General features: G+C 57.9%; 21 protein-coding genes. 4 read left to right on the forward strand and 17 right to left on the reverse strand.

Annotated elements, in window-relative coordinates; translation table 11 throughout:
* Nucleotides 1-7: 7 nt before the first annotated feature.
* A complete protein-coding gene (locus ACERY3_RS18870; protein WP_182382627.1) occupies nt 8-1,435 on the reverse strand; it encodes a non-oxidative hydroxyarylic acid decarboxylases subunit C in 1,428 nt (475 codons plus the stop codon).
* Nucleotides 1,425-2,027: a non-oxidative hydroxyarylic acid decarboxylases subunit B gene (locus ACERY3_RS18875; RefSeq protein ID WP_373226244.1), complete on the reverse strand. Its 603-nt coding sequence runs from the start codon at nt 2,025-2,027 to the stop codon at nt 1,425-1,427. Before ACERY3_RS18875 ends, ACERY3_RS18870 begins: the two co-directional genes overlap by 11 nt.
* A gap of 171 nt (nt 2,028-2,198) precedes the next feature.
* Here ACERY3_RS18875 and ACERY3_RS18880 point away from each other — a divergent pair, with 171 nt between their 5' ends.
* Nucleotides 2,199-2,606, forward strand: coding sequence for a MarR family winged helix-turn-helix transcriptional regulator (locus ACERY3_RS18880; protein WP_033146401.1), 408 nt, complete (start codon nt 2,199-2,201; stop codon nt 2,604-2,606).
* Here the strand turns inward: ACERY3_RS18880 and ACERY3_RS18885 are convergent.
* Nucleotides 2,603-3,490, reverse strand: coding sequence for a LysR family transcriptional regulator (locus tag ACERY3_RS18885; RefSeq protein WP_373226253.1), 888 nt, complete (start codon nt 3,488-3,490; stop codon nt 2,603-2,605). The genes ACERY3_RS18880 and ACERY3_RS18885 overlap by 4 nt on opposite strands.
* A gap of 108 nt (nt 3,491-3,598) precedes the next feature.
* Here ACERY3_RS18885 and ACERY3_RS18890 point away from each other — a divergent pair, with 108 nt between their 5' ends.
* The gene (locus ACERY3_RS18890; protein ID WP_373226246.1) at nt 3,599-4,801 is read left to right on the forward strand and encodes an MFS transporter; all 1,203 of its coding nucleotides are present in this window, start codon (nt 3,599-3,601) and stop codon (nt 4,799-4,801) included.
* Nucleotides 4,798-5,175, forward strand: coding sequence for a DUF4440 domain-containing protein (locus ACERY3_RS18895; RefSeq protein ID WP_221703026.1), 378 nt, complete (start codon nt 4,798-4,800; stop codon nt 5,173-5,175). The genes ACERY3_RS18890 and ACERY3_RS18895 overlap by 4 nt, the downstream gene beginning before the upstream one ends.
* Before the next feature lie 52 nt (nt 5,176-5,227).
* On the opposite strand, the gene rpoS is transcribed toward ACERY3_RS18895, so the two are convergent.
* The 13 genes from rpoS to cysG all read right to left on the reverse strand — a co-directional run bounded on the left by rpoS (nt 5,228) and on the right by cysG (nt 16,316).
* Nucleotides 5,228-6,220, reverse strand: coding sequence for an RNA polymerase sigma factor RpoS (rpoS, locus tag ACERY3_RS18900; protein ID WP_008499600.1), 993 nt, complete (start codon nt 6,218-6,220; stop codon nt 5,228-5,230).
* A 59-nt stretch (nt 6,221-6,279) separates the two neighbouring features.
* Complete coding sequence (gene nlpD / locus ACERY3_RS18905) at nt 6,280-7,404, reverse strand: murein hydrolase activator NlpD (RefSeq protein ID WP_033146405.1); 1,125 nt, start codon at nt 7,402-7,404, stop codon at nt 6,280-6,282.
* A 116-nt stretch (nt 7,405-7,520) separates the two neighbouring features.
* A complete protein-coding gene (locus tag ACERY3_RS18910; RefSeq protein WP_023333224.1) occupies nt 7,521-8,147 on the reverse strand; it encodes a protein-L-isoaspartate(D-aspartate) O-methyltransferase in 627 nt (208 codons plus the stop codon).
* A complete protein-coding gene (surE, locus tag ACERY3_RS18915) occupies nt 8,141-8,902 on the reverse strand; it encodes a 5'/3'-nucleotidase SurE (protein WP_023308990.1) in 762 nt (253 codons plus the stop codon). The genes ACERY3_RS18910 and surE overlap by 7 nt, the downstream gene beginning before the upstream one ends.
* A complete protein-coding gene (gene truD / locus ACERY3_RS18920) occupies nt 8,883-9,932 on the reverse strand; it encodes a tRNA pseudouridine(13) synthase TruD (protein WP_033146407.1) in 1,050 nt (349 codons plus the stop codon). Before truD ends, surE begins: the two co-directional genes overlap by 20 nt.
* The gene (ispF, locus tag ACERY3_RS18925) at nt 9,929-10,408 is read right to left on the reverse strand and encodes a 2-C-methyl-D-erythritol 2,4-cyclodiphosphate synthase (protein ID WP_029741541.1); all 480 of its coding nucleotides are present in this window, start codon (nt 10,406-10,408) and stop codon (nt 9,929-9,931) included. The genes truD and ispF overlap by 4 nt, the downstream gene beginning before the upstream one ends.
* Nucleotides 10,408-11,118: a 2-C-methyl-D-erythritol 4-phosphate cytidylyltransferase gene (gene ispD, locus ACERY3_RS18930; protein WP_058841070.1), complete on the reverse strand. Its 711-nt coding sequence runs from the start codon at nt 11,116-11,118 to the stop codon at nt 10,408-10,410. The genes ispF and ispD overlap by 1 nt, the downstream gene beginning before the upstream one ends.
* Nucleotides 11,119-11,137: 19 nt before the next feature.
* Nucleotides 11,138-11,449: a cell division protein FtsB gene (gene ftsB, locus ACERY3_RS18935; protein ID WP_008499609.1), complete on the reverse strand. Its 312-nt coding sequence runs from the start codon at nt 11,447-11,449 to the stop codon at nt 11,138-11,140.
* 166 nt (nt 11,450-11,615) lie between these two features.
* Entirely contained in the window at nt 11,616-11,942 is a 327-nt protein-coding gene (locus ACERY3_RS18940; RefSeq protein ID WP_008499610.1) for a DUF3561 family protein, read from the reverse strand.
* A gap of 58 nt (nt 11,943-12,000) precedes the next feature.
* On the reverse strand, nt 12,001-12,606 hold the full coding sequence (gene cysC / locus ACERY3_RS18945) for an adenylyl-sulfate kinase (RefSeq protein ID WP_010434543.1): 606 nt from the start codon (nt 12,604-12,606) through the stop codon (nt 12,001-12,003).
* On the reverse strand, nt 12,606-14,030 hold the full coding sequence (gene cysN, locus ACERY3_RS18950) for a sulfate adenylyltransferase subunit CysN (RefSeq protein ID WP_023308996.1): 1,425 nt from the start codon (nt 14,028-14,030) through the stop codon (nt 12,606-12,608). Before cysN ends, cysC begins: the two co-directional genes overlap by 1 nt.
* Nucleotides 14,031-14,039: 9 nt before the next feature.
* Entirely contained in the window at nt 14,040-14,948 is a 909-nt protein-coding gene (gene cysD / locus ACERY3_RS18955) for a sulfate adenylyltransferase subunit CysD (protein WP_010434549.1), read from the reverse strand.
* A 9-nt stretch (nt 14,949-14,957) separates the two neighbouring features.
* A complete protein-coding gene (gene cysG, locus ACERY3_RS18960; RefSeq protein ID WP_039263355.1) occupies nt 14,958-16,316 on the reverse strand; it encodes a siroheme synthase CysG in 1,359 nt (452 codons plus the stop codon).
* A 237-nt stretch (nt 16,317-16,553) separates the two neighbouring features.
* On the opposite strand from cysG, the gene ACERY3_RS18965 reads away from it, so the two are divergent.
* On the forward strand, nt 16,554-17,597 hold the full coding sequence (locus ACERY3_RS18965) for an aminopeptidase (protein ID WP_047650262.1): 1,044 nt from the start codon (nt 16,554-16,556) through the stop codon (nt 17,595-17,597).
* Nucleotides 17,598-17,668: 71 nt separating this feature from the next.
* Here ACERY3_RS18965 and cysH read toward each other — a convergent pair whose 3' ends face one another.
* Nucleotides 17,669-18,403 (reverse strand): phosphoadenosine phosphosulfate reductase, encoded by a 735-nt coding sequence (gene cysH, locus ACERY3_RS18970; RefSeq protein ID WP_023308999.1) that lies wholly within the window; start codon nt 18,401-18,403, stop codon nt 17,669-17,671.
* Nucleotides 18,404-18,413: the final 10 nt, after the last annotated feature.

Below are 18,413 nucleotides of genomic sequence, written 5' to 3' on the forward strand. Positions count from 1 at the left end.
TTCCTCCTTATTGACGTGCTGCCAGCATCGCGGTCAGTTTTTCAGCCCAGGCTTTGGTTTCAGGCAGATCCTGTACCGGCTGGCTGTAGTGGCCCCGGGTGTCCGGCGCGACAGGCGTGGTGGCATCGATAATCAGTTTGTCGGTAATGCCAGCCGGGCTGGAGCCAGGATCGAGTTCAAGGACCGACATGTTCGGCAGTTGCACCAGATCGCCTGCCGGGTTCACTTTCGACGACAGCGCCCACATCACCTGCGGGAGGTTGAACGGATCGACATCCTCATCCACCATAATTACCATCTTCACGTAGCCCAGACCGTGCGGCGTGGTCATGGCGCGTAAACCCACCGCGCGGGCAAAACCGCCGTAGCGTTTTTTGGTGGAGATAATCGCCAGCAGACCGTGGGTGTACATCGCGTTCACCGCCTGCACTTCCGGGAATTCCGCTTTCAGCTGCTGGTAGAGCGGCACGCAGGTGGCCGGTCCCATCAGATAGTCAATCTCGGTCCACGGCATGCCGAGGTAAAGGGATTCGAAAATCGGCCTGGTGCGGGAAGAGACTTTGTCGATACGGACCACCGTCATGTTACGGCCACCGGAATAGTGTCCGGTAAACTCGCCGAATGGCCCCTCGATTTCACGCTTGCGGCCTTCAATCACCCCTTCCAGGATCACTTCAGACCCCCACGGCACATCGAAGCCGGTCAGCGGCGCGGTGGCAATCGGGTACGGGCTTTCACGCAGCGCGCCGGCCATTTCATACTCGGACTGATCGTATTTCAGCGGCGTGGCGCCCATCAGGGTGATGATCGGGTCGTTGCCCAGCGTAATCGCAATCGGCAGGTCTTCACCGCGCTCTTCCGCCTTGTGCAGATGCAGGGCGATATCGTGCATCGGAACAGGCTGCAGGCCGAGCTTGCGCTTGCCCTTCACTTCCATGCGGTAGATCCCGACGTTCTGCTTGCCGAAGTTGTCCGGGTCGAGCGGATCGCGCGAGACAACGCACGCTTTATCGAGATAAAAACCGCCGTCACCGTCGTTCAGACGAAACAGCGGCAGGATATCGAACAGGTTAATGTCTTCACCGTCCACCGTATTCTGCGCCCAGGCCGGGTTGGCGCGACGCTCCGGCGTGACGGGGAATTTATCCCAGCGGCGGATAAACTCGTCGATCTGTTTTTTTACCGGAGTGTTCGCAGGGAGCCCCATCGAAATGGCGTGGTTCTGCCAGGAGCCGATGGTGTTCATCACCACGCGGGCATCGGTAAAGCCACGAATGTTGTCGAACCACAGCGCGGGCGCGCCGTCACCAATGCGGCCGGTCGCGTTGGCTGCCGCCGCCAGATCGGGCTCGGCGTTAACCTCTTCCTCAATTTTCAGCAGCTGCCCTTGCTCATCGAGCGCCTGCAGGAAGCTTCTCAAATCATCAAATGCCATCTTTATTCTCCTGTGAAAAATGTTTCGCCTCCCGCAGCCCGTTCCAGCGGCGCGCCTTTTTATGCTCCAGCCCGAACTGATCGAGTACGCGGGTCACGATGTGCTGGGTAATGTCATCTGCGGTTTGCGGGTGGTTGTAATAGGCAGGCATGGGCGGCACCATCGCCACGCCCATGCGGGAAAGTGCAAGCATGTTCTCAAGATGAATGGTGCTGAGCGGCGTTTCACGCGGAACCTGCACCAGCTTGCGCCCCTCTTTCAGCACCACGTCAGCCGCGCGTCCCACCAGCCCTTCGGCGTAGCCCGCGCGGATCCCCGCGAGCGTTTTCATGCTGCAGGGAATGACGATCATACCGTCGGTGCGAAACGAGCCGGAGGAGATGGTGGCGGCCTGGTCAGCCGGACTGTGGACAACGTCAGCCAGGGCAGCAACGTCCTGCGCGGTGTAGGACGTTTCCAGCTCAATGGTGGTTTTTGCCCACTTAGACATGACCAGATGCGTCTCCACCTCCGGCATTTCCCGCAGCGCCTGCAGCAGCGCCACGCCCAGCGGTGCGCCCGTTGCCCCCGTCATTCCCACTATCAATCTCATTCATCACCTCAATATTTTGTTCGTGCACGAACATTATAAATAAGCTACTCCAGGATCGTTTACCTGACAAGATCGTTCGCATACGATCACACGAATGGCTAAATGATGCCGCGTTAAAATTGACAGCAATAGCGGCTATCATAGGGGGAGATTTTTTCCGTCGGAGTGTTCATGGAACTAAGACAAGAGGCGTTCCACCTGTTACGTCAGCTTTTTCAACAGCATACCGCGCAGTGGCAACATGCCTTACCGGAACTGACCAAGCCACAGTATGCGGTGATGCGCTCTATTGCCGAGCATCCGGGTATTGAGCAGGTGGCGTTGACCGAAGTGGCGGTCAGCACGAAAGCAACCCTGGCGGAGATGCTCAGCCGCATGGAGGCGCGCGGGCTGGTCAAACGCGAGCACGATCCGGCCGACAAGCGCCGCCGGTTTGTCTTCCTGACCCCAGAAGGTGAAGCCCTGCTTGCAGGCTGTAAACCGCTTGGCAACGAGGTGGATGAGGCGTTTTTAGGACGTCTTAACAAGGCCGAGCGGGAGCAGTTCTCTGCGCTCATCAAAAAGATGATGCACGATTAATTCACGCTGGTGCGCATAAAATCGATAAACGTGCGCACCTTCGCCGTCACGTGCCGGGCATCGGGATAAACCGCATAGATGCCCTGCAGCGCAAAGGTATATCCCGGTAAAACCGGGACCAGTTTTCCCGCATCAAGCGCATCGCGCGCCAGCCATTCCGGCAGTAACGCCACGCCTCCGCCCGCGAGTGCAAAGGCCATAAGAGCCTGTGCGCTGTCGGCAAACAGGCGCGGCGCCTTTTTTATCTCCAGCGTTTCGGGCGCACCGCGGGCATCCTTCACCTGCCAGCGCAGCGGCGAGGCCAGGCGCTCGTGAATAATCCAGTCCGCGTTGGCAAGGTGCGCAAGCGTTTCGATCGGATGGTTAACGAGCCACCCGGGCGTCGCGACGGGGAGAATGGAGAAGTGCGAAATCAGCGCGGCGTGGTTGCGCGAATCGGCAAGCGTTCCCAGCCGGATAGCTACGTCAAAGCGCTCCGAGATAAGGTCGGCGTGCAGGGAGGACGAAACATGCCGCACGCGAAGATCCGGGTGCTGCTGGCTAAACCTGGCCAGCAACGGCACCACCACCTGTGAGCCATACTCGGGCGTCGTCGTGATCCGCAGTTCGCCAGTAAGCCCCGCATGATTCGCGCGGACATCATCCTGCAGCCGTTCCGCATCCTTCAGAAGCGCCACGCTGCGTTGATGAAAAAGCGCGCCCGCCTCGGTTAACGTCAGACGGCGGGTGGAGCGCAGCAGCAGCGTAACGCCCAGCTCATCTTCAAGCTGGCGAATATTGAAGCTGACCACGGCTTTTGTCAGCCCCATTGCCTCGGCTGCGGCAGTGAAACTGCCGGTATCGGCCACCGCGACAAACATCTGCGCTCGCTGTAGGTTAATCATCATCACGCCTTTTACTGTCAAAATATTTTTGACAGTATATCGCGCTTTGTCAGGTTTATCCGTGCTTCCCGGATCGATACGATACGCCACCTCACCGGAGGATCCACCATGACGTATCGCAGCAAAGTCGCCGTTGTTTACCTGCTGGGCTTTTTTCTTGATTTGATCAACATGTTCATTGCCAGCGTCGCCTTCCCGGCAATTGCTCACGCCTTTAACACCACGCCTTCAGCCCTTGCCTGGGTCAGTAACGGGTACATTGCCGGCCTGACGCTGGTGATCCCGTTCAGCAGCGTGCTCACGCGCCGCATCGGGCCAAAGCGAGTCATCTTGCTCTCGCTTTTTCTGTTCAGCGCTGCCTCCGCTGCGGCGGGCTTGTCTGCAACGCTTGAAAGTCTGATCGCCTGGCGAGTACTCCAGGGCGTGGGAGGGGGCTTACTGATCCCCGTCGGACAGGCGCTGACCTGGCAACAGTTTAAGCCTCACGAGCGGGCCCGACTCTCCTCGGCGGTGATGCTGGTCGCGTTGCTTGCCCCGGCCTGCTCTCCTGCGATAGGAGGACTGCTGGTGCAGACGCTCAGCTGGCGATGGATATTTTTCGCCACGCTACCGGTCGCTGTCGTGACCTTTGTTTTGGCCTGCCTGTGGCTTAAACACGAAATGCCCGCGATGAAAGCGGCCAGACTGCTAAACCTGTCGTTGCTCGCGGACCCGCTTTTGCGTTTTTCCATGCTCGTTTATATCTGCGTACCCGGCATGTTTATTGGGGTGAACGTCACGGGCATGTTTTATCTTCAGCACGTGGCGAACATGAGCCCAGCCGCAACGGGGATGCTCATGCTGCCGTGGTCCGTGGCATCGTTTATCGCCATCACGGCAACGGGACGCTATTTTAACCGTATCGGCCCCCGACCGCTGATCGTCATCGGCTGCCTGCTGCAGGCGACGGGTATTCTGCTTTTGATTAACGTCAGTTCGGCTACGCTGCTGCCTGCCATTGCGTTTACCTTAATGGGCGCGGGGGGAAGCCTGTGCAGCAGTACGGCTCAGAGCAGCGCTTTTCTGACGACGCGCCGGGAAGAGATGCCGGATGCCAGCGCGCTGTGGAATCTTAATCGGCAGCTGAGCTTTTTTGCCGGCGCCCTGCTGCTGGCGCAGGCGCTTAGCCTGGCGCAGACCCGGCTGACACCGCTCGCCGCATGGCACGGAATGTTTATTTTTGCCGCAGGCATGACCTTTCTGCCTGTACCGTACGTTTTTCGTCTTAACAATACGCAGGTGCTCACCCAGCTGCGACAGGAGAATTCATGACGCCTTTCGAACACGACATTATCGACCTCCACATTGCGCTTGAAAACTGGTTAGGCAAAGGTGAAGGAGATCCCGACGCCCTGCTCGCCCGCTTCAGCCCGGATTTTCTGATGATCCCGCCGGGCGGCGTTCAGATCGACTATATCGGTCTTGCCAGTTTTCTGGAAAACCAGCGCGGAAGCCGTCCAGGACTGAAGATCGTCATTGACGAATTGTCCACGATCCAGCGCTGGGATCGTGGCGCGGTGCTCCACTACCAGGAGACGCAAACCCGGCCGGACCTGCCCGTCAACGTGCGCTGGTCAACCTCGGTGCTCAATCAGGAAGGCGATCGGATAGTGTGGCGTCTGCTGCACGAAACGGCTAAGCCGTAGCGCAAAAGAAAAAGGCCCGTCTCACGACGGGCCTTTTTTGACGAAAGGTTGCTTATTCGCGGAACAGCGCTTCGATGTTCAGACCTTGCCCCTGCAGGATTTCACGCAGGCGGCGCAGACCTTCAACCTGAATCTGACGAACACGTTCACGGGTCAGGCCAATTTCGCGGCCGACGTCTTCCAGTGTCGCAGCTTCATACCCCAGTAAACCGAAACGACGTGCCAGCACTTCACGCTGTTTGGCGTTCAGTTCGAACAGCCATTTGACAATGCTCTGCTTCATGTCATCGTCCTGCGTGGTGTCTTCCGGACCGTTGTCTTTTTCATCGGCCAGGATGTCCAGCAGCGCTTTTTCGGAGTCGCCACCCAGCGGGGTGTCAACGGAGGTAATGCGCTCGTTGAGACGCAGCATACGGCTTACGTCATCAACCGGTTTATCGAGTTGCTCAGCAATCTCTTCTGCGCTTGGCTCGTGGTCCAGTTTATGGGACAACTCGCGCGCGGTGCGCAGATAAACGTTCAACTCTTTGACGATGTGAATCGGCAGGCGGATCGTACGGGTCTGGTTCATGATAGCCCGTTCGATGGTCTGACGAATCCACCAGGTCGCGTAGGTTGAGAAACGGAACCCGCGTTCCGGGTCAAACTTCTCAACTGCGCGGATGAGACCTAAGTTGCCCTCTTCAATCAGATCCAGCAGAGCCAGACCACGATTGCCGTAACGGCGGGCAATTTTCACGACCAGTCGCAGGTTACTTTCAATCATGCGACGACGCGAGGCTACATCACCACGCAAAGCACGACGTGCGAAATAGACTTCTTCTTCGGCCGTTAGCAGTGGGGAGTAACCAATCTCCCCAAGGTAAAGCTGAGTCGCGTCCAGTACACGCTGTGTGGCACCCTGCGATAACAGCTCTTCTTCAGCCAAATCGTTATCACTGGGTTCCTCTTCTACTAAGGCTTTTTCGTCAAAAGCCTCTACTCCGTTCTCATCAAATTCCGCGTCTTCATTTAAATCATGAACTTTCAGCGTATTCTGACTCATAAGGTGGCTCCTACCCGTGATCCCTGAACGAGACACCCTGGCTGGCATGCCCCGTCAAATTATCGCTGCGGCAAATACTGCAGCGGGTTTACGGATTTCCCCTTGTAACGAATTTCAAAATGCAAGCGTGTAGAACTGGTTCCGGTGCTACCCATGGTAGCGATTTTTTGCCCCGCCTTAACTTCTTGTTGTTCCCGGACCAGCATTGTGTCGTTATGGGCGTAGGCACTCAGGTAATCATCGTTATGTTTGATGATAATAAGATTACCGTAACCGCGCAGAGCGTTACCGGCATACACAACGCGCCCGTCTGCGGTCGCGATGATAGCCTGTCCTTTACTCCCTGCGATGTCGATCCCTTTATTTCCCCCCTCGGAGGAAGAGAAGTTCTCGATAACCTTGCCGTCAGTTGGCCAGCGCCATGCAGAGATTGGCGAACTGGAGGTCATACTGCTGGCAGTCGGTTCAGTAGAGCTAACCACAGGTGCCGTCACCGGTGCTGTGACAACAGTCGCAGTCCCTTTATTATTCGGCAACATTTTGTTAGCAGTCTGATCACCTGAATCCTCAGAATACGTAATTACAGGTTGTGAAGCAACCACCGTGGTGGATTTTTGTGCAGGCTTAACGCTGTTATTTTGAGCCGTCACATCGGCCGCTGAAACGGTGTTGCCAGGCGTAAGCGGCGTGCCCGTCGCGTTGCCAACCTGGAGCGTTTGCCCGACTTCCAGACCGTATGGGGCCTGGACGTTATTGCGCTGCGCGAGGTCACGGAAATCGTTCCCGGTAATCCACGCAATGTAGAACAGCGTATCCCCGCGTTTCACGGTATAGGTGCTGCCACCGGTATAGCTGCCTTTCGGAATGTTCCCATACTGACGGTTATAGACTATGCGGCCATTCTGGGTCTGAACAGGCTGTTCCACTGGCTGAATCTGCGTCGGCTGCGTCATTGGACGCTGAACCGGCTGGATTGGCGGATTTTGTTGCGCCGTAGAGGTACCCATTTTAGGCGGAGGAGTGATCAACATTCCGCCGGACGTGTTACCCGAGCCGCTGTTTCCGCCGACAGAACTGACGGGCGCAGGCGCGTTATTAGAACTTGTACAGCCTGCCAGCCAGAGCGAAACCAGTGATAATGCCGCAACACGGCTGATGGTGAATTTAGGGCTTCCCGCGCTCATTTATCCCCCAGGAATGTGTTAACTACCAGTGACTTAAAATTTACCGTGATGGCACGAATCTTTCGCGCCACACCATACGCTGAATTTGCCTTAATAACCCTGGATAATTCCGAGTCTCAGGCCAACTCCCCCTTTACCAGAGGCACAAAGCGCACGGCTTCCACGGTGTCGATAATAAACTCGCCGCCGCGCCGACGAACGCGCTTCAAAAGCTGCTGCTCGTCCCCGACGGGCAGAACAAGAATCCCCCCCTCATCCAGCTGCGACAACAGGGCCGCAGGAATTTCAGGCGGGGCCGCCGTCACGATGATCGCGTCAAACGGCGCGCGCGCCTTCCAACCCTGCCATCCATCACCGTGTCGTGTCGAAACATTATGTAAATCAAGTTGTTTCAGGCGACGACGCGCCTGCCACTGTAAACCTTTAATCCGCTCAACGGAGCATACATGATGAACCAGATGCGCCAGGATCGCGGTCTGATACCCCGACCCGGTGCCAATCTCCAGCACGCGGGAGTCGGGAGTCAGCTCCAGCAGCTCCGTCATGCGCGCCACCATGTAAGGCTGCGAAATCGTCTGGCCCTGTCCGATGGGCAGCGCCACGTTTTCCCACGCTTTGTGTTCAAACGCCTCGTCTACAAATTTCTCACGCGGAACCTGAGCAAGCGCTTCAAGCACGTGCTCGTCGCGGATCCCCTGCGCGCGGAGTTGTTCCAGAAGAGTTTGTACACGTTTGTTTACCATTGCGCGTTCACTCCTGCGCGATCCAGCCAGCCCGACACCACATCATGCGCGCTATACGCGGTTAAATCTACGTGCAGCGGGGTAACCGAAACATAGCCTTCATCCACGGCGGCAAAGTCGGTATCCGGACCCGCATCGCACTTATCGCCGGGAGGGCCAATCCAGTAAAGCGTGTTGCCGCGAGGATCCTGCTGCGGGATCACCTGATCGGCAGGATGTCGGCTTCCGCAACGGGTGACGCGAATGCCTTTAATTTCATCGAGAGGAAGATCCGGCACGTTGATGTTGAGGATGCGCCCGGTACGCAACGGCTCGCGGCCGAGCGCCCGCAGGATCGAACAGGTCACCGCGGCGGCGGTGTCGTAGTGCGTGTGGCCGTTCAACGAGACCGCCAGCGCCGGGAACCCCAGATGGCGCCCTTCCATTGCGGCCGCCACGGTACCGGAGTAAATCACGTCATCGCCGAGGTTAGGACCGGCGTTAATGCCGGAAACAACGATATCCGGACGCGGCCGCATCAGCGCGTTCACGCCCAGAAAAACGCAGTCGGTTGGCGTGCCCATCTGCACGGCAATATCGCCATTTTCAAAGGTAAAGGTGCGAAGCGACGACTCCAGCGTCAGAGAGTTAGACGCTCCACTGCGGTTACGATCGGGCGCCACGACCTGCACGTCCGCGAATTCGCGGAGGTGTTTCGCCAGGGTCTGAATGCCTGGCGCGTGGATACCGTCATCGTTACTCAGCAATATTCGCATAATCACCCGAGGTGTTGATAAGTTCCCTGACAACACTGGTGGCAAAGCTACCTGCCGGTAGCCAGAAGCGTAACTCGACGGTCACGTCATCCCACCAGTTCCAGCTTAACTGCTGCGGATAGAGCAGCATCGCGCGGCGTGCCGCTTCGACTTTTTCCCGCACCAGCAAGGATTGCAATTCTGGCGCATCCGCTACGGCTAACTGCTCGGCAGCCAGCGCGTCGCCCTGCGTTCCCCAGTCGCCCGTACCGGGCAGCGCGGCGGTAATCATCAGCGCTTTTGCGTCCACGCGCGACTGCACATCGGCCATTTCTTCGGCCGTTGCCACAAACCAGCTCCCGCGTCCCGCTAATTGTAGCGCATCGCCAACAACAACTTGATTCGCGTCCGGTTTTTTCAGCCTTTCGCTCACAATCTGATTAAACAACGCGCTGCGGGCCGCCGACAACCAAAAACTGCGTTTATTCCTGTCGCGCACCGGGGCATCGCTTTGCGCCCAGCGCAGCGCACCCTGCAGGTTGCTGCCGCCAATGCCAAAGCGCTGCGCGCCAAAGTAGTTCGGTACGCCGCGTTCACTGATCGCGTTCAGACGTTTTTCAACGTCTTCGCGGTGAGACACTTCACGCAGCACCAGCGTAAAGTCGTTCCCCTTCAACGCCCCCAGACGCAGTTTGCGCTTGTGGCGGGCGAATTCCAGTACCTTACAGCCTTCAAGCTCAAATTTGCTTAAATCAGGCATCGTATTGCCGGGAACGCGCGCGCAGAGCCACTGTTCCGTGACGGCGTGTTTATCTTTCTGTCCGGCAAAGCTCACTTCGCGGGCATGGATTTTGAGGAATTTTGCCAGCGCGTCGGCCACAAAGCGGGTATTGCAGCCATTTTTCAGAATACGCACCAGGATATGTTCGCCTTCGCCATCCGGCTCAAAGCCCAGATCCTCCACCACGAGGAAATCTTCCGGGCTGGCTTTCAGCACCCCGTTCCCCTGTGGTTTACCGTGCAGGTACGTCAGGTTGTCGAAGTCCGTCATTTGCTCGCCTTCAGCAGCAGCGCCACGGCTTCACAGGCAATCCCTTCGCCACGCCCGGTAAAGCCCAGCTTCTCGGTCGTCGTCGCTTTGACGTTCACGTCGTCCATATGGCAGCCCAGATCTTCTGCAATAAACACGCGCATCTGCGGAATATGCGGCAGCATTTTCGGGGCCTGGGCAATAATCGTCACGTCGACGTTGCCGAGGGTGTAGCCTTTCGCCTGGATGCGGCGCCATGCTTCGCGCAGCAGCTCGCGGCTGTCCGCCCCTTTAAATGCCGGGTCGGTGTCCGGGAACAGCTTGCCGATATCACCCAGCGCGGCAGCGCCCAACAGCGCGTCGGTCAGCGCATGCAGTGCCACGTCGCCATCAGAATGCGCCAGCAGTCCTTTTTCATAGGGAATGCGCACGCCGCCAATGATAATTGGGCCTTCTCCGCCAAAAGCGTGTACATCAAAACCGTGTCCAATTCGCATTATGCCTTCTCCTGATGGGTCGAACGGGTAAGATAAAATTCCGCAAGCTGTAAATCTTCCGGACGCGTCACTTTAATATTATCAGCGCGTCCTTCAACAAGCTCAGGGTGGAAACCGCAATACTCCAGCGCGGAGGCTTCGTCCGTGATGGTCGCACCTTCTTTAAGCGCACGCGTTAGGCAGTCGTGGAGTAATTCGCGGGGAAAAAATTGTGGCGTCAGCGCGTGCCATAAATCGACGCGATCGACGGTGTGGGCGATAGCCTGTTTGCCCGGCTCGGCGCGCTTCATGGTGTCGCGCACCGGTGCGGCCAGAATCCCGCCAACCTTGCTCGTTTCGCTCAGCGCCAGCAGGCGCGCAAGATCGTCCTGATGCAGGCACGGACGCGCTGCGTCATGCACCAGCACCCACGACGCGTTTCCGGCGGCCTGAATGCCCGCCAGCACGGAATCGGCGCGCTCGGCGCCACCGTCAACGACGGTAATGTTTGGATGATTTGCCAGCGGCAGCTGCGCGAAGCGCGCATCGCCAGGGCTGATAGCGATGATCACACGCGTCACCCGCGGGTGCGCCAGCAGCGCGGCCACGGCGTGCTCGAGGATCGTTTTATCGCCAATAGAGAGGTACTGCTTGGGACATTCTGTCTGCATGCGCCGGCCAAAACCTGCGGCCGGCACCACGGCGCATACGTCCGAAAAAGTTACTGCCATGTCGTAATCCTGGGCCTGATTATCGATTGTTTTGTGCTGAGCCCTGATTGCGTTTAGACGCATCCGGAACCAGACGATAAAAGGTTTCGCCCGGCTTAGTCATACTGAGTTCATTGCGTGCGCGTTCCTCAATCGCCTCTTGCCCGCCATTGAGGTCATCAATTTCAGCAAAGAGTTGATCGTTTCGCGCCTTAAGTTTGGCGTTTGTTGCCTGCTGAGCCGCGACGTCATCGCTCACCCGGCTATAGTCGTGCAGTCCGTTCTTACCGAACCACAGCGAATATTGCAGCCAGATTAGCAAAGCCAGCAACAGCAGCGTTAGTTTACCCATCCTGCCCCCTGAAAAACGGCATCATCATCCCAAGACTTCCCCAGAGCACTACGCCGGGGTAACAGAGATGCCGCAACATCGCGGGCAAATGTACCACATTTTTTCCGCAGAATCGTCCTGCTCAATATCGTTACACAGTTGGTTACGGTTTGAATTATGGCTGAAGTTAGCCCATGAGCCACAAAAATAACAGACCAAACATGAGAACCACCGTCACAATCGTGACCACGGTGCTGTACAGGAGCTTACCGTTGAGCAGCGAGTGCAGCGCAATGCCGACGACAACCGCCACGGGCATCAACGCCAGAAAGAAAGGCCAGGTGTAGAGAAAGAAGAACAGCGTGTTGCCGCCGTAGATGAGAAACGGAATGCCAAGCGCCAGCAGCCATGAGACGAAGCCAATGATGGCCCCAGGAAATGACCAGGTCGTTTCGTCGTCGGTCGCTAGCGGCTCCGACCCGGTGGTGGTGATGTAATGTTCACTGTTGCGCATAGCTAATCCTGTGACCGTGACTCATCGTTCGGGAAGACAGCTCCCGAACGATACCGCCTCAGGATCTGATAATATCGTCCCGTCTGAGCAGGTCTAATAATTGGCTTACTAAATTTGTTACCAATTGTTGACCTTCCAGGTGAATTTCAGGCGATTCAGGCGCTTCGTATACCGCGTCAATTCCGGTGAAGTTGCGCAGTTCTCCGGCACGCGCTTTCTTGTACAGCCCTTTCGGGTCGCGCGCTTCGCAAATCTCCAGCGGCGTATCGACAAACACCTCGATAAAGCGATCCTGGCCCACGCGTTCGCGCACCATCTGGCGCTCGGCGCGGTGCGGAGAGATAAACGCGGTCAGCACCACCAGCCCGGCGTCAGCCATCAGGCTGGCGACTTCGCCCACCCGGCGGATGTTCTCTTTGCGGTCATCGTCGCTAAACCCTAAATCGCTGCACAGGCCGTGACGCACGTTGTCGCCATCCAGCAGGTACGTGCTTACGCCCTGCTGATGCAACGCCTCTTCCAGCGCGCCGGCCACCGTCGATTTACCCGAGCCGGACAGCCCGGTAAACCACAGCACAACCCCACGATGACCGTGGAGCTGTTCGCGCTGGGCGACGGTGACCGGATGAGGATGCCAGACGACGTTCTCATCATGGGCGGCCATTACTTGCCTCCCAGCAGATCGCGTGCACCCCAGTGCGGGAAGTGTTTACGCACCAGCGCGTTCAGTTCCAGCTCGAAGGCGCTGAATTCAGACGTCGCGGCAGCCTGTTTAATCGGTTCGCGAACCATACCGGCCCCGACGGTAACGTTGGTCAGCCTGTCGATAAAGATAAGACCTCCCGTGACCGGATTCTGCTGATACGGATCCAGCACCAGCGGTTCGTCGAAGGTCAGATCGACCAGACCAATGCCGTTCAGCGGCAGCTCGGTGACGTCACGCTGGGTCAGGTTGTTGATATCCACCTGGAACTGAATACCGTCCACGCGGGCGCGGGTTTTCTTGCCGGCAATTTTGATGTCATAGCTCTGGCCAGCGGTCAGCGGCTGTTCGGCCATCCACACCACGTCCACAGAAGCCCCCTGCACTGCCGCCAGCGTTTCCTGCGCGTCGACCAGCAGGTCGCCCCGGCTGATATCAATTTCGTCTTTCAGCACCAGCGTTACGGCTTCACCGGCGCCCGCTTCCTGCAGGTCACCGTCGAAGGTGACGATGCGGGCGATAGTCGATTCCACGCCGGATGGCAGCACCTTGACGCGCTGACCTACCTTCACGGAGCCTGATGCGAGGGTACCTGAGAAGCCGCGGAAATCGAGGTTTGGACGGTTCACGTACTGCACCGGGAAGCGCATCGGCTGGGTATCGACCACGCGCTGAATTTCAACGGTTTCCAGCACTTCCAGCAGCGTCGGACCGCTGTACCACGGCATGTTCGCGCTCTGGGAGGCGACGTTATCCCCTTCCAGCGCCGAGAGCGGTACAAAGCGAATATCCAGGTTGCCCGGCAGCTGTTCGGCAAAGGTCAGATAGCTCTGGCGGATCTCCTCGAACTTCTCTTCGCTGAAGTTGACCAGATCCATCTTGTTGACCGCCACCACCAGGTGTTTGATCCCCAGCAGCGTCGAGATAAAGCTGTGACGACGGGTCTGATCCAGCACGCCTTTACGCGCGTCCATCAGCAGGATCGCCAGGTCGCAGGTGGACGCGCCGGTCGCCATGTTACGGGTGTACTGCTCGTGCCCCGGGGTGTCGGCGATAATAAATTTGCGCTTCTCGGTAGAGAAATAGCGGTAGGCCACGTCGATGGTGATGCCCTGCTCGCGCTCCGCCTGCAGGCCGTCCACCAGCAGCGCCAGGTCGAGTTTTTCACCCTGGGTGCCGTGACGCTTACTGTCGTTATGCAGGGAAGAGAGCTGATCTTCGTAAATCTGGCGCGTATCGTGCAGCAGGCGGCCAATCAGGGTACTTTTCCCGTCATCCACGCTGCCGCAGGTCAGAAAACGCAGCAGGCTTTTGTGTTGTTGCGCGTGCAGATACGCTTCCACGCCGCCTTCGTTGGCAATTTGTTGAGCAATAGTGGTGTTCATGGCGGCTCCTTAGAAATAACCCTGACGTTTCTTCAGCTCCATGGAGCCTGCCTGGTCGCGGTCAATCACGCGCCCCTGTCGCTCGCTGGTGGTGGACACCAGCATCTCTTCAATGATCTCCGGCAGCGTCTGCGCGCTGGATTCCACCGCGCCGGTCAGCGGCCAGCAGCCGAGAGTACGGAAGCGCACCATCTGTTGTTTGATCACTTCGCCCGGCTGCAGGTCGATGCGATCGTCGTCGATCATCATCAGCATGCCGTCGCGCTCCAGCACCGGGCGCTCGGCGGCCAGATACAGCGGAACGATTTCGATGTTTTCCAGATAGATGTACTGCCAGATATCCAGCTCGGTCCAGTTGGAGAGCGGGAAGACGCGAATGCTTTCTCCTTTGTTGATCTGGCCGTTGTAGTTGTGCCACAGCTCCGGACGCTGGTTTTTCGGATCCCAGCGGTGGAAGCGGTCGCGGAAGGAGTAGATACGCTCTTTGGCGCGGGATTTCTCCTCGTCACGGCGCGCGCCGCCGAAGGCCGCGTCAAAACCGTATTTGTTCAGCGCCTGCTTCAGCCCTTCGGTTTTCATGATATCGGTGTGCTTGGCGCTGCCGTGCACGAACGGGTTAATGCCCATCGCCACCCCTTCCGGGTTTTTATGCACCAGCAGCTCGCAGCCGTAGGCTTTCGCGGTACGGTCGCGGAACTCGTACATTTCGCGGAATTTCCAGCCGGTATCCACGTGCAGCAGCGGGAACGGCAGCGTGCCCGGATAAAACGCTTTACGCGCCAGATGCAGCATGACGCTGGAATCTTTACCGATGGAGTACATCATCACCGGGTTAGAAAACTCGGCGGCCACTTCGCGGATAATATGGATACTCTCCGCTTCGAGCTGCCGCAGGTGTGTAAGACGTTTTTGGTCCATAACCGTTCCTTAAGCCAAATTTACGACAGAAGAACCAAAGCCTTCTGTATCGGTTGTGTGTTGGAACCAGGCGAGCGTGCTGTGCAGCTGCACCACTTCACCCACCACGATCAGTGCGGGCATCGGGGCGTCTTTCGCCAGGGTTGCAAGATGTTCCAGCGTGCCCGTCGCAACGTGCTGATCGACGCGCGTGCCGCGAGAAATGACGGCAACGGGCGTCGTCGCCTCGCGACCGTGCTGAATAAGCTGTTCGCTGATGTCCGCCGCCTTCATCGTGCCCATGTAGATCGCCAGCGTCTGGCGGCTCTGGGCGAGATGCGACCAGTCGAACGGCGTGCTGTCGGCCTTGTAGTGGCCGGTCACAAAGGTCACGCTTTGGGCGTAATCGCGGTGGGTCAACGGGATACCGGCGTAGGCCGTTACCGCAGAGGCTGCCGTAATGCCCGGCACCACCTGGAACGGTATGCCCGCTTCGGCTGCCGCCTGCAGCTCTTCGCCGCCGCGGCCGAAGATAAACGGATCGCCCCCTTTCAGGCGCACCACGGTTTTACCCGCTTTGGCGGCGTCAACCAGCATCTGGTTGGTGTCGTGCTGCGGCACCGAGTGCTCGCCAGCCCGTTTGCCGACGCAGATTTGCTCCGCGTCGCGACGGATCAGCTCGCGCACGCCGTCGGTGACCAGATGGTCGTAGAACACCACGTCCGCGTCCTGCAGCACCTGCAGGCCGCGCAGCGTCAGAAGCCCGGCATCGCCCGGCCCTGCGCCCACCAGAATGATCTCCCCGCCCGTACTGCCGGGGTTATCCAGTTCGTCCTCGAGAATTTTCTGCGCTGCCGTCTCATTACCGGCATGCATCAGGCTGGCAAAGCGGCCGCGAAACACGCGTTCCCAGAAGCGACGGCGCTCCGTTACGCTGGTCAGGCGCGTTTTCAGGTGGTTGCGCCAGTAGCTGGCTTTTTCCGCCATGCGCCCGAGGCTGGTCGGCAGCAGCGCTTCGATTTTTTCACGCAGCACGCGCGCCAGCACCGGTGCGGTACCGCCGGAGGAGATCGCCACCAGCAGCGGAGAACGGTCAACGATCGACGGGAAGATGAACGAACATAACGGCTGGTCGTCCACCACGTTCACCAGGCGGTAACGGGCCTGAGCGGCGTCGGAAATCCGCCGGTTCAGGTCGCGATCTTCGGTCGCCGCAATCACCAGCACGACGCTGTCGATTTGCGATTCGTCAAAATCCGCTTCTGCCACTACCCGCACCTGCGCCCCTGCGCGTTGCAAAAACGCAATTTTGCGATCGGCAATTTCACCCGTGCCAACAACCAGCACCGGCTTCTCTTTTATCGCGGCAAATAAGGGCAGATAGTCCACAAGCAACAACTCACTAACAACGAGGAATAAAGGGACTATAGGGGGCGGCTTAGACCGAATGAAATTACGAATTGGAATGAGTAGTTACTCAATGGAATAACGCCGTGAAAAAGCTAATACCAAAAAGTGCTTAACACGCGAAATTTCGGGCATTTAAGACCAATTCAAATTGTGTATGGACGATCACAGTTTCATACTAGGCGGGTTATTATTTTGCTCAGTTTTTAAGGACTCACTATGTTTTCCGCAACGCGCCACCGTATTGCTGCCCTGGCGCTCGGCGTTTGCTTTATTCTTCCTGCCCAGGCAAAAAACCAACCTTATGGTGAAATCGCCACTATGCAGGCGCGGCATATTGCCACCGTCTTTCCAGGCCGCATGACCGGTTCCCCTGCGGAGATGCTCTCTGCGGACTATCTTCGCCAGCAGTTTGCCGGGATGGGCTACCAGAGCGATATCCGGTCGTTTCACAGCCGCTACGTTTATACCTCCAGAAATAAAACGAAAAACTGGCATAACGTGACCGGAAGTACGGTTATCGCGGCGCATGAAGGTCGCGCGGCTGAACAGATTATTATTATGGCGCACCTTGATACCTACGCCCCGATGAGCGATGCCGATACGGATAACAACCTCGGCGGGCTGACGCTGCAGGGCATGGACGACAACGCGGCGGGCCTGGGCGTGATGCTCGAGCTGGCCGAGCGGATGAAAGATATTCCAACCCAGTATGGCATTCGTTTCGTGGCCACCAGCGGTGAAGAAGAGGGCAAACTCGGGGCTGAGAATCTCCTTAAACGCATGAGCGCTGAGGAGAAGAAAAATACGCTGCTGGTGATCAACCTCGATAACCTGATCGTCGGCGATAAGCTTTATTTCAACAGCGGACAGAGTACGCCGGGCCCCGTGCGGAAACTGACGCGCGACCGGGCGCTGGCGATTGCCCGCAGCCATGGCGTTTTTGCCACGACCAATCCGGGCGGGAATCCTGCTTTCCCACGCGGAACAGGCTGCTGCAACGACGGGGAAGTCTTCGATAAGGCGGGCATTCCGGTGCTGTACGTGGAAGCGACAAACTGGGCATTGGGCAAGAAAGATGGCTATCAGCAGCGGGCTAAATCGAAAGCCTTCCCGGACGGGACAAGCTGGCACAACGTGATGCTGGATAATCAGCAGCACATTGACAGCGCGCTGCCGCAGCGGATTGAGCACCGCAGTCGTGATGTGGTGAAGGTCATGCTGCCGCTGGTGAAGGAGCTGGCGAAAGCGGGGAAAGCCTGAGGTCGTTAAGCATAGGGCGGCCTGATGCCCTCACCCCAACCCTCTCCCACAGGGAGAGGGAGGATAAAGGATTACCCTTCGTGCAGCCCGCACTCGCGCTTCAGCCCAAAGAATCGCGTCTCTTCTTCCGCCATTCCCGGTTCCCATTTGCGCGTGGTGTGGGTGTCGCCCACCGACAGATAGCCCTGGTCCCACAGCGGATGGTACTTCAGCCCGTGTTTTTGCAGATACTGATACACCGTACGGTTATCCCAGTCGATAATCGGCAGCACTTTAAATACCCCGCGCTGGACCGCCAGCACCGGTAAGGTTGCACGGCTGCCGGACTGCTCGCGGCGCAGCCCCGCAAACCACGTCTGCGCATTGAGTTCTTTCAGCGCCCGGTTCATCGGCTCAACTTTGTTGATCTCATTGTATTTCTCAATGCCCTCTACGCCCTGTTCCCAGAGCTTACCGTAGCGCGCCTCCTGCCAGGCCGCGCTTTCCGTCGCACGGTACACTTTGAGGTTCAGCTTGAGCTTGTCCGTCAGCTCGTCAATAAACTGGTAGGTTTCCGGGAACAGGTAGCCGGTATCGGTGAGGATCACCGGAATGTCCGGACGGATCTGATTCACCAGATGCAGGCTGACCGCCGCCTGAATACCAAAGCTCGACGAGAGCACATAGTCTCCCGGCAGGTTTTCCAGCGCCCACGCCACGCGCCCTTCGGCGTCCAGCTTTTCAAGGTGGGCATTGGTTTCTGCCAGCGCCAGAATGCGTTCGACTTTAGGCAGATCGTTAAGGGCGTTTAGATCGAGTACGGACATAATTACCTCT

Origin of the sequence: Enterobacter cloacae complex sp. ESBL7 (assembly GCF_041679625.1) — a bacterium.
GTDB lineage: Bacteria > Pseudomonadota > Gammaproteobacteria > Enterobacterales > Enterobacteriaceae > Enterobacter > Enterobacter asburiae_B.